The organism is Yersinia sp. 2553 StPb PI, assembly GCF_052217105.1.
Classification (GTDB): Bacteria; Pseudomonadota; Gammaproteobacteria; order Enterobacterales; family Enterobacteriaceae; genus Yersinia; species Yersinia enterocolitica_E.
The window spans coordinates 206,862-222,255 of record NZ_JAZGPX010000002.1; the positions used below are offsets into that span (position 1 = coordinate 206,862).

Consider the following 15,394-nt stretch of genomic DNA (forward strand, 5'->3'; position numbering starts at 1 on the left):
TTAGCAGAGTTGAGGAAGGTGTATGTCGATATCAATCAGCGACAGTGCTGCACAACGGGTCAGTGCCTTTTTAAATCACCGTGGTAAAGGCTTGGGTCTGCGCTTGGGCGTAAGGACATCGGGCTGCTCTGGTATGGCATATGTACTCGAATTTGTTGATGAAATGAACGACGATGACGTCATTTTTGAAGACAAAGGTGTGAAAGTGATCATCGACGGCAAAAGCATGGTCTATCTTGATGGCACCGAATTAGATTTCGTCAAGGAAGGGCTGAACGAAGGCTTTAAGTTTAACAATCCGAATGTCTCAAGTGAGTGCGGATGTGGTGAAAGCTTTAACGTCTGACTCCTGTTTTTGTTTCTACCTCAGGCACTTGTGCTTCATACAGCTCTCTTGCATAACAAGAGGGCTGTATAATATTTGCTAAGTCATCACTATATTCCAGAGCATGCTATGGATTACTTCACATTGTTCGGGCTGCCGCCCCGCTATCTGGTTGACGGCAACCAACTCACTACCCGCTATCAGGAATTACAACGTCAATTCCACCCTGACCGTTTTGCTAACCAGCCTGAACGCGAGCGTTTAGCCTCGTTGCAACAAGCCGCAACCATCAATGACGCTTACCAAACCCTCAAGCATCCGTTAAAACGTGCCGAGTATATGTTATCTTTGCAGGGTTTTGATTTAGGCAATGAACAGCACACCATGCGTGATACTGCGTTTCTGATAGAGCAGTTGGAACTGCGTGAAGAGCTTGATGAGATTGAACGCAAACCCGATGCTGAAACGCAGCTTGCTGCATTCGGTAGCCGCTTAGCATTGATGACACAAACGCGCAGTCAGCAAATGGTGGAGCAACTGGATAAGCAACAGTGGGAACTGGCGGCTGATACTGTGCGTAAATTGCGTTTTTTGGATAAGTTACAACAGCAGGTTGAACAACTTGAAGAGCGCCTGTTTGATGACTTTTCCTGAGTGCCTGATAAGGTAATGAAATTGTATCTAATTGATAAGAATAAATAAAATTCAATTTATTGATGACTGCAATGCCCAGCTACTTCTTATTAGGGCGCGTCACTAACGTTTTTATATGCTCTAAATAATTCGAGTTGCAGGAAGGCGGCAAGTGAATGAGTCCCGATGAATTGACGGGTGTCAATGATTCCGGTGACAAATCTGCCGGGAGCAGATTTGAACGCTGCTCGCAGCGGCCTCGTAGAGGCGAGGCCTATGGATGGGCCGAGTAACGAACGTAGCCAACGAATATGCAGCTTGAAGTATGACGAGTATAGATTGATGGAAGCTCAACATGGCCTTATTACAAATTAGTGAGCCTGGTTTAACTGCGCAGCCGCATCAACGTCGGCTGGCCGCAGGCATAGACTTAGGTACGACCAATTCATTGGTCGCCACCGTGCGTAGCGGTAAAGCACAAACGCTGGTTGATGAGCAACAGCGGGATCTTTTGCCCTCAGTGGTTCATTATCAAGCAAATAGTATTGATGTTGGTTGGAATGCCCGCAATTTGGCGGCATTGGACCCAGTCAATACCATCAGTTCAATTAAACGTATGATAGGTCGCTCTTTGGCAGATATCGTACAGCGCTATCCTAATCTGCCTTACCAATTCCAGCCCAGCGAAAATGGCTTGCCGATGATCCAGACTGCCAGCGGGTTGGTGAATCCGATCCAGGTGTCTGCTGATATTCTTAAAGTATTGTCTGCACGTGCCCAAGCGGCACTGAGTGGTGATCTGGATGGTGTCGTGATCACTGTGCCGGCGTATTTTGATGACGCTCAGCGTCAGGGTACCAAAGATGCGGCACGTCTGGCGGGGCTACATGTATTACGTCTGCTTAATGAGCCGACCGCAGCGGCAATTGCCTATGGCCTGGATTCAGGTCAGGAAGGGGTGATTGCCGTTTATGATCTTGGCGGTGGCACCTTTGATATCTCTATTTTGCGTTTGAGCCGTGGTGTGTTCGAAGTGTTGGCAACCGGTGGTGATTCTGCCCTGGGGGGCGATGACTTTGACCATCTATTAGCCGATTGGCTGCGTGAACGAGCAGGTATTGACTCCCGTGATGATCATGGTATTCAGCGGCAATTACTTGATGCAGCGATCGCGGCTAAAATCGCGTTGAGTGACGCCGAGGTTGTAGATGTCTCTGTTGCTGGCTGGCAGGGGCAAATAACCCGTGGGCAGTTTGAATCGCTGATTGCAGCGTTAATCAAACGGACATTAATGTCTTGTCGCCGTGCGTTGAAAGATGCCGCAGTGACTCCTGATGAGGTGCTGGAAGTGGTGATGGTTGGTGGTTCAACCCGTGTGCCGCTGGTGCGTGAGCAAGTCGGGCAATTCTTTGGCCGCACGCCGCTAACCTCGATTGATCCCGATAAAGTTGTGGCAATCGGTGCCGCCATCCAGGCCGATATTTTAGTGGGTAATAAGCCCGATAGTGACATGCTGCTGCTTGACGTTATCCCGCTCTCATTGGGGCTGGAAACCATGGGCGGCCTGGTGGAAAAAGTTATTCCGCGCAATACCACTATTCCAGTGGCCCGCGCGCAGGAGTTCACCACCTTTAAAGATGGGCAGAGTGGGATGAACATCCATGTGCTGCAAGGCGAGCGTGAATTGGTGCAAGATTGTCGTTCATTAGCCCGCTTTACCTTGCGTGGCCTACCGCCACTCCCTGCAGGTGGTGCGCATATTCGTGTTACTTTCCAGGTAGATGCTGACGGTTTATTGAGTGTTACCGCGATGGAGAAGTCCACCGGTGTTGAGGCATCGATTCAGGTTAAGCCATCCTATGGACTATCTGATGATGAAATTGCCAATATGATTAAAGATTCGATGGCGAATGCGCAAAGTGATGTCAGTGCGCGTAAGTTAGCGGAACAACAGGTCGAAGCATCCCGTGTGCTGGAGAGTTTACAAGGCGCATTGGCAGAAGATGCAGCATTACTCAGTGAGCAAGAAAGTACCGCTATCGCTCAGGCGATGGCCTTATTACAGCAGCAGATGCAGGGTAACGACCCACACGCAATCGAAGCTGCGATCAAAGCGTTAGATGCGCAAACGCAAGATTTTGCTGCGCGCCGGATGGATGCTTCCATTCGCCGTGCGTTGGCTGGTCATTCAGTGGATGAGGTTTAATCATGCCCAAAATAGTATTTCTGCCCCATAAAGACCTTTGCCCGGATGGTGCAGTACTGGAAGCAACCCAAGGTGAGACGATACTCGACGTTGCCTTGCGCAATGGGATCGATATTGAGCATGCCTGTGAGAAATCCTGTGCCTGCACCACCTGCCACTGCGTGGTGCGTGAAGGGTTCGATTCCTTACCAGAAAGCAGTGAGTTGGAAGATGATATGTTGGATAAAGCCTGGGGTCTGGAGCCGGAGAGTCGCCTGAGCTGCCAAGCCAGAGTGACCGACGAAGACTTGGTAGTTGAGATCCCGCGTTATACCATTAACCATGCGCGGGAGCATTGATATGGGCTTAACGTGGCAAGATACTCGGGAAATCGGTGAAGCACTCTACGACAGATTCCCGGATACCGATCCGAAAACTGTGCGTTTTACCGATATGCATCAATGGATTTGCTCTCTGGAAGATTTTGACGACGATCCGCAGAAATCGAATGAAAAAGTGCTAGAGGCCATTCTATTAGTGTGGTTGGATGAGTTTGAGTGAGTATCGTAGGGTCGCGAAAGCGGCCTTTTTTGTACCTGATCTGATACCTTATACAAAGAAATATTATTGGGTCCGCCGCAGTCAACACAGGGCTGCGTATAACTAGCTGAATAACAGCAAAAAATAATAACGAGGTAATAATGACAACAGAATTGATGCAAGTATCCCTGTCGCATAATCCGGCAGATGCCCGTTGGGGCGAGAAAGCGCTGTTGAGTACCGATGCTGAAGGGATGACTATCCACCTGACGGACAACGGTCAATTAGGTGCGATTCAACGTGCTGCGCGCAAAATAGATGGGCAGGGAATTAAGCACATAAAACTGGCTGGCGAGGGCTGGGGGTTGGAGCAAAGTTGGGCATTTTGGCAAGGGTTCCGTGGGCCAAAAGGTCAGCGCAGCGTGGAGTGGGCAGAACTGCCAGAGAACGAAAAAACTGAACTGAAACAACGCATAAAAATTATCGATTGGGTGCGCGACACGATCAACGCACCGGCGGAAGACTTAGGTCCAGAGCAATTGGCTAAAAATGCCATTGATTTGATGTGTGCCGTCTCGTGCGATGCGGTCAGTTACCGTATTACCAAAGGCGAAGATCTACGCGAGCAGGGTTATGCTGGGATCTATACCGTGGGTCGTGGATCTGATCGTGCACCGGTATTGCTGGCCTTGGATTATAACCCAACCGGTAATCCTGATGCGCCGGTAATGGCCTGTCTGGTAGGTAAAGGAATTACATTTGATTCCGGCGGTTACAGCCTGAAGCAGAGTGCGTTCATGGACTCGATGAAATCCGATATGGGCGGTGCAGCCACCGTGACGGGAGCCTTGGCCCTGGCGGCGGCGCGTGGCTTGAAACAGCGTGTGAAGTTGTATCTGTGTTGTGCCGACAATATGGTTAGCGGTAATGCCTTTAAACTGGGTGATATTATCCGTTACCGCAATGGTAAAACTGTAGAAATCATGAATACCGATGCTGAAGGGCGTCTGGTACTGGCTGATGGCCTGATTGATGCCGCTGAACAAAACGCACCGCTGATTATAGATGCTGCCACTTTAACCGGTGCGGCCAAAACGGCATTGGGTAACGACTACCATGCTCTGTTCAGCTTTGATGATGAACTGGCACAAGCGCTGCTGAACAGCGCGCAAAGTGAACATGAACCTTTCTGGCGTTTACCGCTGGCGGAATTCCATCGCAGCCAGTTGCCATCTAACTTTGCTGAATTGAATAATGTGGCGGGCGCTGCCTACAGTGCGGGTGCCAGTACTGCCGCCGCATTCCTGTCGCATTTTGTGAAAAACTACCAACAAGGTTGGCTCCATATTGACTGCTCTGCCACTTACCGTAAAAGTGCGGTTGAACAATGGTCTGCCGGTGCTACAGGTTTAGGTGTTCGTACCATTGCTAATTTGTTGTTGGCGAAAGCAAAACAGTAAGTTTGGTGAATGAAGGGGCTAGCACACCCACGGGCACTCCGGCGGCTCATGCCGCTACGACCCGAACGGCGCGCTTCCCCTTCGTTTGGCTTTGTAAGCTACTAATGGGGCGCATTTACGTCCCTTTGTTCGATCTGCTTGACGTTTTTCGGAGTACAAGATGAGTTTGCTACAACCACCTGCCGATGATAACCATGATCACCACCATGATGAGGACCAGAGTCTGGAGTCGTTGCTAAAATTGGCGGCAACTGAGTCAATTTATCGCACTGCTTTTTTCCGCACGTTACTGGACGCCACGGTGTTAGTGCTGGTGGCCGGCTCAGAACCGGGCGGTGAGGATAGCGAGATGACCTTCACTGCGGGCAATGGGGTCAATATTCTGCATTGGGAAAAGCAGGATGGTGAATCAGTTATTCCTTTCTTCAGTTCGCCAGAAGTATTGCAACAGGCGCTGAGCCAGGCTGAGGATGAGCAAACTGACCTCGAAAAGCAGCCTTTTGTTGCTATGCCAGTACGAGTGTTATTTGAAATGACACAGGGTGCACATCTGTTCCTGAACCCGAAATCAGAACATGGCAAAGAGTTTTGGCCGCAAGAAGTGGCGATGCTATTGGAAAATGGCGGTTTAGCCCAACCGGCTGAAATGATGGTGGATAAAGAGAGCCAAATCTTGTTGGGCCAGCCGGAAGAGTATCCGGCGGCGATGGTTGATGCGTTGATCCAACTGTTCAGCCAGCGCAAACCGGTGCGGCGTGCTTTTCTAGCATTGATGCATGATAAAAGTGTGGATGAGCAAGCTAACTTACTGATTGGGTTAGAAGTGGATGGTTCGCCCGAAGAGATAGACCAGCTAATTCAGGAAGCGGGCAATGTGGCCAGTGACCATGCACCGGATGATCGCCCGGTCGATTTCTGTCTGGTTAATGAGAAAGAGCGTGGGGTAAGCCACTATCTGATGACCCATACGCAGGCGTTTTATCAGCGCCGCTGGGGCAGTTGGCTGAGAAATGTGATTCCCTCGACCAGCCATTAACTCGCTGTTGGCGGGTCAGGTTAGCTAGATATAGGAAAGGGAGCCGTAACAGGCTCCCTTTTTTGACACACCATTCTCATTGCTACATGAAGAACTTAACGTGTTATTTAGAAGGTGTAAGCAACGCCCATATTAATGGTCATTGGGGTCGCAATGTTTTTACCTTTAGAGACTTTCACTTCAGAACCGATTGACAGGTTAGAGGTCAGGTTTACATTGACCCCCACACCTGCGTTAGCTCGGGTCCCTTTCAGGCTGTTATCAAACATTTCGTTGTTAACCATCACCTTGTTGCTGGCCATCAGGTCATGATCCACTGAGAAGATAGCGTAAGGCTTAATTTCAGTACCACCATTCAACACAAAGCGATAACCGGTGTTCATCCCCAAAGTACTAGTGGTAGAACGTGCGCCTTGGCTCTGTGCTTCCATGCCGTTAGACAGTTGGTACTGGCTCTTGCCGGAGCTAAAGGTGTTCAGCGCGACATAAGGAGAGATATACATCTCATTGATATTGATATGTTTACCTACCTTCATGGCCAGACCCAGACCGGAGAAGTTAGTATTGCCGGTGGCGCTGCCGCCTTTAGCAGTCACACTGAGGTTCTGTTTAAACTGGTTAGTTTTCAGCACACCATTAATGTAATAACCGCTGTTAGCCAAATATTGCGCGTAAGCACCCAATGAGTTGCTTTCCACACTGCCGCTGCTCTGGTAATCAGATTTGATATTTGAGCTGCTGTAGCTGGCGAAGCTACCGATACTGAATACGGCATTACCTAAATCAATGGCTTTATCGCCACCTAAAGTCATGCCATTCAACTTCTGGTTGAAGTTGGCTGCTGTGCCTTTCACGTTATAGCTGTCGTTCAGGTAAGTGAGCCACACACCGCTTTCGTTAGCTGACGAACTTTGCTTATCCAAACGATTCTGAATTGAACTTAACTCAGCATTAAAGATAACCGGCATGGTATTGGCGACAGCCAGCACACCAGCGGTGCTTGGTGTCAGAGCTGCTTTATCGGCTACCAGTTTGAAGCCGCCTTGACCATTACTGACTAGGTTGTGCTTATAGTTACCCAGATCTACCGGGCCATTAGCCAGTGCAAAGCGCGCGTTATTGGTACCCTGTACATCAACGACATTCAGGTTAGCCGGAGCAACACCGCTGGCATCGATCTGAACGTTGAAATCACCATTGGCATCACCCGTTACATTCAGTGGTGCCGTGGTATGGCTGTGCAGGGCTGAACCTAAGTTAAAGCTACCGTTACCTGCCAATGAGTTCATGGTCAGTTGCGCTTTTGTTTGGCTCATATCGATAGAGCCGCCCGCTAGCGTGACATCTTTAAAGGCGAATTTAGCGGGTTTGCCATTCATGGCGCTAAAGGCCGCACGGGAAGTTGGGTGTAGCCTGACATAAGGTGCATCTTCGGCCACCAGCACCATGTTACCGGCTAAATTCAGGTCTGCATTCTGGGTTACTGCACCGTCATGGACGCTCAGGAAGCTGCCTTGGTTGGCATCAATAGTCCCTTCGACTGCGGCAGTTTGGGTGAAAATGGTGGTACCGCCATTTAACTCCGCGTCTTTCAGCGAACTGTAGATCAGCGCATAACCGTCTTCAACCAATATCTTATTGGCTTGCATGCGCGACTTAAGCTTCAAGATACCGCCGTTTACCGTGGTGTTGTCAGCTTTCGCATCGCCAATAACGGTGAATTCTGCACCGTTATTAACCGTGGTATAATGGGCGCTTGCGCTACCAGCAAGCTCGAAATGACTGTTATTCAGTTCGGTATGCTCGGCCGTGGCACCATCGTTAACAATGAACTTGCCGCCATTAACCGTCGTATACTCTGCTGTGGCACCGCTCGCCAAAGTGAAGGTACCGTTCTCAAGTGTGGTTTTATAAGCACTCGCCTTGTCATTAACCGCGAATTCGCCATCATTGATAGTCGTACGTATCGCTCCCGCACCAGCTTCAACGGTGAAAACACCGCCATTCAGCGTGGTATCTGCTGCGATAGCTTGGCTTTGCAGGGTTAAGTTCCCACCGTTGATGATGGCTTTAGAAATAACAGCTTTATCTTTGGCAGTAATGTCACCTTCACTGACCATATCACTGACAAAAGAATAATCTCCCGCTGTAACCTGGCCGCCTTTGGCAACAATAGCCCCTTCTGATTTGGCTCGTTCAGTCTCACTTATCCCTTTAAGGCTCAACTGACCTTCTGCACCAATATTGGTATTTTTATCCGTACCACCGTTATTTTCCATAATGCCTTTGGTGATAACAGTACTATTTGCCAACGCGCCAAGCGCCAACGTTACGGTGCCATCTTCGCTAATCACGCTGTTAATGATTTCGCCGTCTTTTTCCACATTTTGTGTGCCGCCTGATACTTGGGTATCGACTGCAAAGGTTCCGGTAGCGACGGTTTGCTGCTCAGTGCTGGCAATTTTTTGCTCAAATGCAGGTATATCAATAGTCGTAGTCGTTACTGTCTCTAAATTAGCTAATGCTGCTGCCGCATTGTTCATTTCTGTGGCGCTGGTGGCGAGCTTATCCGCAGCGTCAGTTTTAATCTTATTGGCAGCAGTAACCTTAAGCTCAATGTTATTAAAATCAGCGTCGGCAGACTGATGTTTCTTGGTTGCGTCATCAGCTACCTGCTGTGCTGCCGCTGCATTTTTGATGGCCTTTTGCGCGGCTTCAGCCTCAGTTTTTTTGTCCACAGGCGTGCTTGTATCATCAATCAGTTTTTGTAGCTCGTTGACGAGATCTGGTGTCTTATCATCCCAGGCTGCATTGACAGCTTTAATTGCCGTGGTTTTTTCAGTATCAAGTTGTTTTAAGTTATCTTCAGCTTGAATTTTTTCTTTCTCAGCGTTTTCAACACTTGTCTTAAGAAGAACGGATTTAACATTCAGGACTGCAGCATCAGCTTTTGCCTTGGTATTTGTTTTTTTGGCTTCTTCCTCTGCCTGTTCAGCAACAGCCAGCTCGTTGAACTTAACTTGTTTATCGGCAAAATAAGCCGCCAGTTTTTCCTTTTGTTCCTGGCTAATCACACCTTGAGTCAGGTAGTTTTGTACCTTAGTCAGAGTATTTTGGCTTGCTTGTTGCCGCTGTGTAACTGCCGTGGCTTTTTGCTTAAGTTCTGGCGAAATAGCTGAGTTATCGTTGGTTAATGACGCAGTAAACAGTGAGTTGGCTTCTTCAGCGGTGAACTGGCCCGGTGCTTTGCTATTGAGCGAGGCTGTAAAAGCATCTGCTGCTGCTGCATTGAGTTTGTTCTTGTTGTCTTCGGTATCGTCTTTTGCATAAGCAACAACGGCTTCTAACTGCGTGATATTTTTTTCAAATACACCTTTAAATGAGTCTAGTTCTTTGTTCGCTTGTTCTTTTTGTGCCGGTGCTAATGCAGCAATGTTGGTTTCAATATCCTTAATCTGCTGCTGGTGATCCTGTCGCATTGTTGTAATTTGCGACTCAGCCTCGGCAATCATCTTTGGTGTGATTTTTGGGCTTTCAGGAAAGATGCTTTCCAGCAAGATATCTTCAGGGGCTTTGGTGTTAACCACCGGGGTGTTAGCGGGTATGGAAAAGCTGCCAGCATTGCCCATACCGAGAGTTGCACCGGGTATAAACGTAGATGTTGACGCAGCAATTGCCCCACCAGATATCAATGATGAGACCAAAATAGATAACGGCAATAAACGTGTGTTTAATGTGTTGCGATGACCCATGGTTTTATACATTCCTATTTACAGATGAATTTAAAAGACGAAATACTCAAGAGGGGTAATAACGACAAAATGTTGGATGAAATATAAAGAAGTAAGCTACCCATTCCTATTTATTAAAATATTAATTCAGGTGGTTTATATTAATTTGATTTTTAATTTTATTTTTTTTGTGAGGATTTCCTTGTTTTTATGTTGATTTTATTGGTTTTTATTTTATGTTCTGCCTTGTCTTTCATTGGCGGATTGAATAATTTAATTTTTATTAAAAAAATATTAAATAGGTTTTTGGTGTGCGTTGTTTAGAAAGGGCGATATAAATGCGAGCCAATGCGCATTTTTTTATGAAGATAATCACTTGACTCTTCCCTCCCTATATTCCCTTTCATACCAATGCTATAATCTTGCTATCAGCCAGGGAGCAAGATATGAATCACAATGGTTTGCGTCGGTTAATGTCAGGAATTAAGGGGGGGCGGGCGGCTATATTGCTCGCTGCGGCGTTGTTATTAGCCGCTTGTGATGACAGCAATAATAAGGGCGTGGTCACACCGCCTGCGGCTCAAGCCAGTACCTCGGCGGCAAAAACACCGGCGAGTAAACCCACAGATACGGTGGTACTGGCGGAGCTGGCAAAACGCCATGCTGGTCAGCCGCTCACCTTGCTGGATGCCTCTGAGCTGCAACTTGACGGGGCCAGTGCCATGGTACTGACCTTCTCGCAACCACTGAATCCAAATCAGGACTTCGCCGCGCAGGTGCATTTGGTTGATACTGTCAGTGGCAACATCGACGGTGCCTGGGAGCTATCCGATAATCTAATGGAGCTGCGTTTACGCCATCTCAAACCGGAGCGTAAATTGCTGTTGACTGTCGACAGCACGCTGCAAGGGGTAGGTGGCGCGCAACTGGGTGCACAACAACAGCAACAAATCACCACGCGTGATATTAAACCGAGTGTCGGCTTTGCCAGCAAAGGCTCTTTGCTGCCGGGCAAACTGGCGCAGGGCTTGCCGGTGATGGCGCTCAATGTTGATAACGTCGATGTTAACTTCTTTCGCATTAAGCAAAGCAGCCTGGCTAACTTCCTCGCTAACTGGCAGAACCGCAGTGCGCTCTCTAACTGGGAATCGGACGAACTGCTGAAAATGGCTGATTTAGTCTATACCGGCCGTTTTGATCTCAATCCTGCGGTTAATACCCGTGAAAAGCTGTTGCTGCCCTTAGCCGATATCAAGCCGTTACAAGAATCTGGCGTCTATCTGGCTGTCATGCAGCAAGCCGGTCACTACAGCTATACCAATGCTGCTACCCTATTTACCCTGAGTGATATCGGTGTTTCGCTACATAGCTACCATAACCAGATGGATGTGTTCACTCAGGCATTAGCCGGTGGTGCGGCATTGAAAGGCGTGTCACTGCAACTGTTGGATGATAAAGGCCAGGTGTTGACTCAGGCCGAAACCGACGGCAAGGGCCATGCGCAGTTGGAAAAAAACGCTAACGCCAAACTGCTACTCGCCGCGCAAAATGGGCAGACCAGTCTGATCGACCTTAATGCGCCCGCTTTAGATCTGGCCGAGTTTGATATTGCCGGTCCAGAGGGTTTCCAGAAGCAGTTCTTTGTCTTTGGCCCCCGTGACCTGTATCGGCCAGGTGAAACCTTAATTGTTAATGGGTTACTGCGCGATGCTGACGGTAAACCCCTAACAACCCAACCAGTTAAAGTCGATATCCTCAAACCGGATAATCAAGTGGTGCGCAGCTTTACCTGGCAACCACAGGATGGCCTGTATCAATACCAATATGCCATACCTGAAGGTGGCCCAACTGGCGAGTGGTCACTACGCTTGAATGTGGGTGATAACCAGCCACGATTGTACAAATTCAAGGTAGAGGATTTTCTGCCAGAGCGTATGGCGCTCGATATTGCCACCAGTAAAGAACCGATCGCCACTGACAGTGAGGCTAACTTTGCCGTCACTGGCCGTTACTTATACGGTGCCCCGGCCTCGGGCAACCGTCTGCAAGGCCAATTATTCCTGCGCCCACTTCGTGAAGCTGTTGCCACACTGCCCGGTTTTGAATTTGGTTCGATTATCGAAGAGAACCTCTCCCGCACCTTAGATGAGTTTGATACCACCTTAGATAACGAGGGGCAGACAGATATTGCGGTGGATAACAGTTGGCAGCATGCCCAATCGCCGCTGAAATTGATATTACAGGCCAGCTTGTTGGAGTCGGGGGGCCGGCCAGTCACTCGCCGTGCGGAGCAAGCAGTGTGGCCTGCTGAGGCGTTGGTGGGGATTCGCCCGCTGTTCAATAAACAGCAGGTTTATGATTACCGCAGTGACAGCTATAAATCACAGGCGATGGTGGATCAGGATACGCAGGCTGATTTTGAAATTATCTATGCAAATGCCAGCGGCGAAAAACTGGCCGCCAATGGTATTAAAGTGAAGTTGGTACGTGAGCGGCGTGATTACTACTGGCAGTGGTCAGAAAGTGATGGCTGGCAGTCGTTATTTGATAAAAAAGATCTGACTCTGGCAGAGCAAAGCGTGAATATCGCCGCCAACGGGAGCGCTAAAGTCAGTTTCCCGGTGGAGTGGGGCGCATACCGCATTGAGGTGAGTAACCCAGATAATGAATTGATCAGCAGTTCTCGTTTCTGGGCCGGTTACAGTTGGCAGGATAATACCGCTGGCAGTGGTGCGGTGCGTCCTGATCAGGTCAAATTAACATTGGATAAACCCGCTTACCGCCCAGGCGAAAAAGTGAAGTTACATATTGAAGCGCCAGCGGCGGGTAATGGCTATCTGCTGGTGGAATCCAGCGACGGCCCGCTGTGGTGGCAGGAAGTGACTATTCCTGCGGGTGGTGCAGAGGTCGAAGTGCCGATTAACAAAGAGTGGAATCGGCATGACCTGTATCTCAGTGCCACAGTGATTCGCCCCGGTGATAAATCACAACAGGCGACGCCAAAACGAGCGATTGGTTTATTGCATCTGCCGTTGGTGGATGAAACCCGCAAGTTGGCATTGCAATTGGATGCCCCCGAGCGTATCCGGCCCAATCAAACTTTAACGGTAAAAGTGAAGGCCAGCCGCAGTGGCGCGCCGTTGCCGGAGAAAGTGCAAGTTTTACTGTCAGCCGTTGACAGCGGGATCTTGAATATTACGGATTACGCCACGCCAGATCCTTACGATGCCTTTTTTGGCCGTAAGCGCTACAGCGCCGATCGCTATGATGTCTATGGGCAATTGATAGAAGGGCAAGGGCGTTTAGCCAGCTTACGTTTTGGTGGTGATGGTGATGAGGAAGATGCGCTGTCCCGTGGGGGCAAGAAACCCATTACCGAAGTGACTATTGTAGCGCAGCAAGCCCAACCGGTGACATTAAACGCGCAGGGTGAGGGTACCGTTGAGCTGGCGATTCCAGATTTTAACGGTGAGTTACGTTTAATGGCCCAAGCCTGGAGTGATGAAGATTTTGGCAAAGCAGAGTCGAAAGTGGTGGTGGCAGCACCATTGATTGCTCAACTGGCAGCGCCACGTTTTCTGGCCGGTGGCGACAGTACCCAACTGGCTCTGGACTTAAGTAATTTATCTGGTCAGGCACAAACCTTAGCGCTGAAATTGGCCGCCAGTGATTTACTGGCGCTAAATGGCGCGCAAACTCAGTCCGTTACGCTGGCGAACGGTGAGCGTAAAACGGTACTGATCCCGGTTCGGGCGCTGAACGGGTTTGGGCAGGGTGATCTTGGTCTGACGATCAGTGGCATGGTACTGCCAAATGAAGAACTGCCAGATTACCAGCATCATTGGAAAATTGGCGTGCGGCCAGCCTATCCGGCCCAAACGCGCCATTTCACTAATGTGCTGCGCAGTGGTGAAAGCTGGAGCCTGCCTGAGCAGGCTACGGCGGGATTGAGTGCTGAAACATTGCAAGGTCAACTGCTGATAACCAGCCGCCCACCTCTCAACTTGGCTCGTTATATCAGCGAGTTATACGCCTATCCTTATGGCTGTCTGGAGCAGACAGTCAGTGGACTGTATCCCTCACTGTACAGCAACCATGCACAGTTGACTGCGCTGGGTATTAAGGCCGATAGCGATGAAAAACGGCGACAGACGATTGATGTCGGGATTGAGCATTTGCTCAGTATGCAGCGCTACAACGGCGGCTTTGGTTTGTGGAGCAACGACAGCCCGGAAGAGTTCTGGCTCACCGCCTATGCCACTGACTTCCTGTATCGTGCCAGCCAACAAGGCTACAGCGTGCCTGCGGCGGCACTGACGGCGGCGAATACCCGATTACAGCGTTATTTACAGGATCCTAATCAGGTTGAAATTCGCTACAGCGAGCAAACCAAGCATACCCGCTTTGCGGTGCAAGCCTATGCGGGGCTGGTATTGGCGCAGCAGCAGCAGGCTTCTCTCGGCGCATTACGGCAGTTATATAGCCGCAACAGTGAAGCGCGTTCTGGCTTACCACTGGTGCAGTTGGGTGTGGCATTGAAATTGATGGGCGACATGCCGCGTGCCAAAGAAGCCATCACTCAGGGGCTAAATACCATACGCAGTGATAAGGATTACTGGCTGGAGGATTACGGTAGCCCGATACGCGATGATGCCCTTATTCTGGCACTGTTAACCGACAACAATCTACTGCCGCAAGCACGTGATAGTCGTCTGTTGGCCCTGTCTGATGCCTTGACCAGCCGCAACTACCTGTCAACGCAGGAGAGCAATGCTATATTCCTTGCGGGGCGCACCTTGATGAATGGCGCTGAAACGCCGTGGCAGGTTGCTATCGGGCCACAAGCTGAGCCAATTGCGGATAGCGTGACGCTGACCCAAAGTACCGCGTTAAACCAAAACTGGTCGGCATCACAACTGGCTGCGGGGATGCAACTGCAAAATCGGGGTGATACACCATTGTATAGCCGCGTTGCAGTGGTGGGATATCCGCAGCAAACCCCGGCACGATTCAGTAATAATTTGCATATCACCCGGAGTTACATTGGGCTAGATGGCAATCCGTTGCAGTTATCACAACTGAAAAGTGGTGAGTTAGTCTTGGTGCATCTGGATGTTTGGGCCGATAGGCGGGTACCGGATGCGCTGGTGGTTGATTTGCTGCCTGCTGGTCTGGAACTGGAAAACCAGAATCTGGGCGATAGCAGCGCCAGTTTGGGAGAGAGTGCCAGCAGCGTGACTGAGCTATTACAGGATATGCAGCAATCGGATATCAAACATCAGGAGTTTCGTGATGACCGTTATGTCGCTGCCGTCAATGTCGATGGTTACCGTCACACCACGTTGCTCTATCTGGCGCGGGCGGTCACGCCAGGCCTCTACCAGGTACCTGCGCCACAAGTAGAATCGATGTATGTACCCGATTGGCGTGCGCTAGGGAGTACTCCAGCGCAGCTTGAAATCGTTAAGTGAATACTCACTTCCC

General features: G+C 49.6%; 9 protein-coding genes. 8 read left to right on the forward strand and 1 reads right to left on the reverse strand.

The window, feature by feature from the left end:
* Window positions 1-22: 22 nt before the first annotated feature.
* From iscA to sseB, 7 genes are all read left to right on the forward strand, one after another.
* Window positions 23-346 (forward strand): iron-sulfur cluster assembly protein IscA, encoded by a 324-nt coding sequence (gene iscA, locus V2A84_RS02135; RefSeq protein WP_005192709.1) that lies wholly within the window; start codon window positions 23-25, stop codon window positions 344-346.
* 108 nt (window positions 347-454) lie between these two features.
* On the forward strand, window positions 455-979 hold the full coding sequence (gene hscB, locus V2A84_RS02140) for a co-chaperone HscB (protein ID WP_083163175.1): 525 nt from the start codon (window positions 455-457) through the stop codon (window positions 977-979).
* A gap of 334 nt (window positions 980-1,313) precedes the next feature.
* The gene (gene hscA / locus V2A84_RS02145) at window positions 1,314-3,164 is read left to right on the forward strand and encodes a Fe-S protein assembly chaperone HscA (protein WP_083163177.1); all 1,851 of its coding nucleotides are present in this window, start codon (window positions 1,314-1,316) and stop codon (window positions 3,162-3,164) included.
* 2 nt (window positions 3,165-3,166) lie between these two features.
* Window positions 3,167-3,502 carry an ISC system 2Fe-2S type ferredoxin gene (gene fdx, locus V2A84_RS02150; protein WP_004713939.1) on the forward strand — a complete coding sequence of 112 codons (336 nt, stop codon included), beginning with the start codon at window positions 3,167-3,169 and terminating at the stop codon, window positions 3,500-3,502.
* Between the two features lies 1 nt (window position 3,503).
* Entirely contained in the window at window positions 3,504-3,704 is a 201-nt protein-coding gene (gene iscX / locus V2A84_RS02155; protein ID WP_083163179.1) for a Fe-S cluster assembly protein IscX, read from the forward strand.
* A 140-nt stretch (window positions 3,705-3,844) separates the two neighbouring features.
* Window positions 3,845-5,143, forward strand: a complete 1,299-nt coding sequence (gene pepB / locus V2A84_RS02160; protein WP_102970543.1) for an aminopeptidase PepB — start codon at window positions 3,845-3,847, stop codon at window positions 5,141-5,143.
* Window positions 5,144-5,303: 160 nt separating this feature from the next.
* The gene (gene sseB, locus V2A84_RS02165; RefSeq protein WP_083163181.1) at window positions 5,304-6,179 is read left to right on the forward strand and encodes an enhanced serine sensitivity protein SseB; all 876 of its coding nucleotides are present in this window, start codon (window positions 5,304-5,306) and stop codon (window positions 6,177-6,179) included.
* A gap of 107 nt (window positions 6,180-6,286) precedes the next feature.
* On the opposite strand, the gene V2A84_RS02170 is transcribed toward sseB, so the two are convergent.
* Window positions 6,287-9,931, reverse strand: a complete 3,645-nt coding sequence (locus V2A84_RS02170; RefSeq protein ID WP_083163183.1) for an autotransporter outer membrane beta-barrel domain-containing protein — start codon at window positions 9,929-9,931, stop codon at window positions 6,287-6,289.
* Between the two features lie 425 nt (window positions 9,932-10,356).
* Here V2A84_RS02170 and V2A84_RS02175 point away from each other — a divergent pair, with 425 nt between their 5' ends.
* Entirely contained in the window at window positions 10,357-15,381 is a 5,025-nt protein-coding gene (locus V2A84_RS02175) for an alpha-2-macroglobulin family protein (protein WP_442848563.1), read from the forward strand.
* The last annotated feature ends 13 nt before the right edge of the window (window positions 15,382-15,394 follow it).

Coding starts and splice junctions, on each gene's coding strand:
- iscA (WP_005192709.1), top strand. CDS start 23: ATGTCGATATCAATCAGCGACAGTGCTGCACAACGGGTCAGTGCCTTT.
- V2A84_RS02170 (WP_083163183.1), bottom strand. CDS start 9,931: ATGGGTCATCGCAACACATTAAACACACGTTTATTGCCGTTATCTATT.
- pepB (WP_102970543.1), top strand. CDS start 3,845: ATGACAACAGAATTGATGCAAGTATCCCTGTCGCATAATCCGGCAGAT.
- sseB (WP_083163181.1), top strand. CDS start 5,304: ATGAGTTTGCTACAACCACCTGCCGATGATAACCATGATCACCACCAT.
- hscB (WP_083163175.1), top strand. CDS start 455: ATGGATTACTTCACATTGTTCGGGCTGCCGCCCCGCTATCTGGTTGAC.
- fdx (WP_004713939.1), top strand. CDS start 3,167: ATGCCCAAAATAGTATTTCTGCCCCATAAAGACCTTTGCCCGGATGGT.
- hscA (WP_083163177.1), top strand. CDS start 1,314: ATGGCCTTATTACAAATTAGTGAGCCTGGTTTAACTGCGCAGCCGCAT.
- iscX (WP_083163179.1), top strand. CDS start 3,504: ATGGGCTTAACGTGGCAAGATACTCGGGAAATCGGTGAAGCACTCTAC.
- V2A84_RS02175 (WP_442848563.1), top strand. CDS start 10,357: ATGAATCACAATGGTTTGCGTCGGTTAATGTCAGGAATTAAGGGGGGG.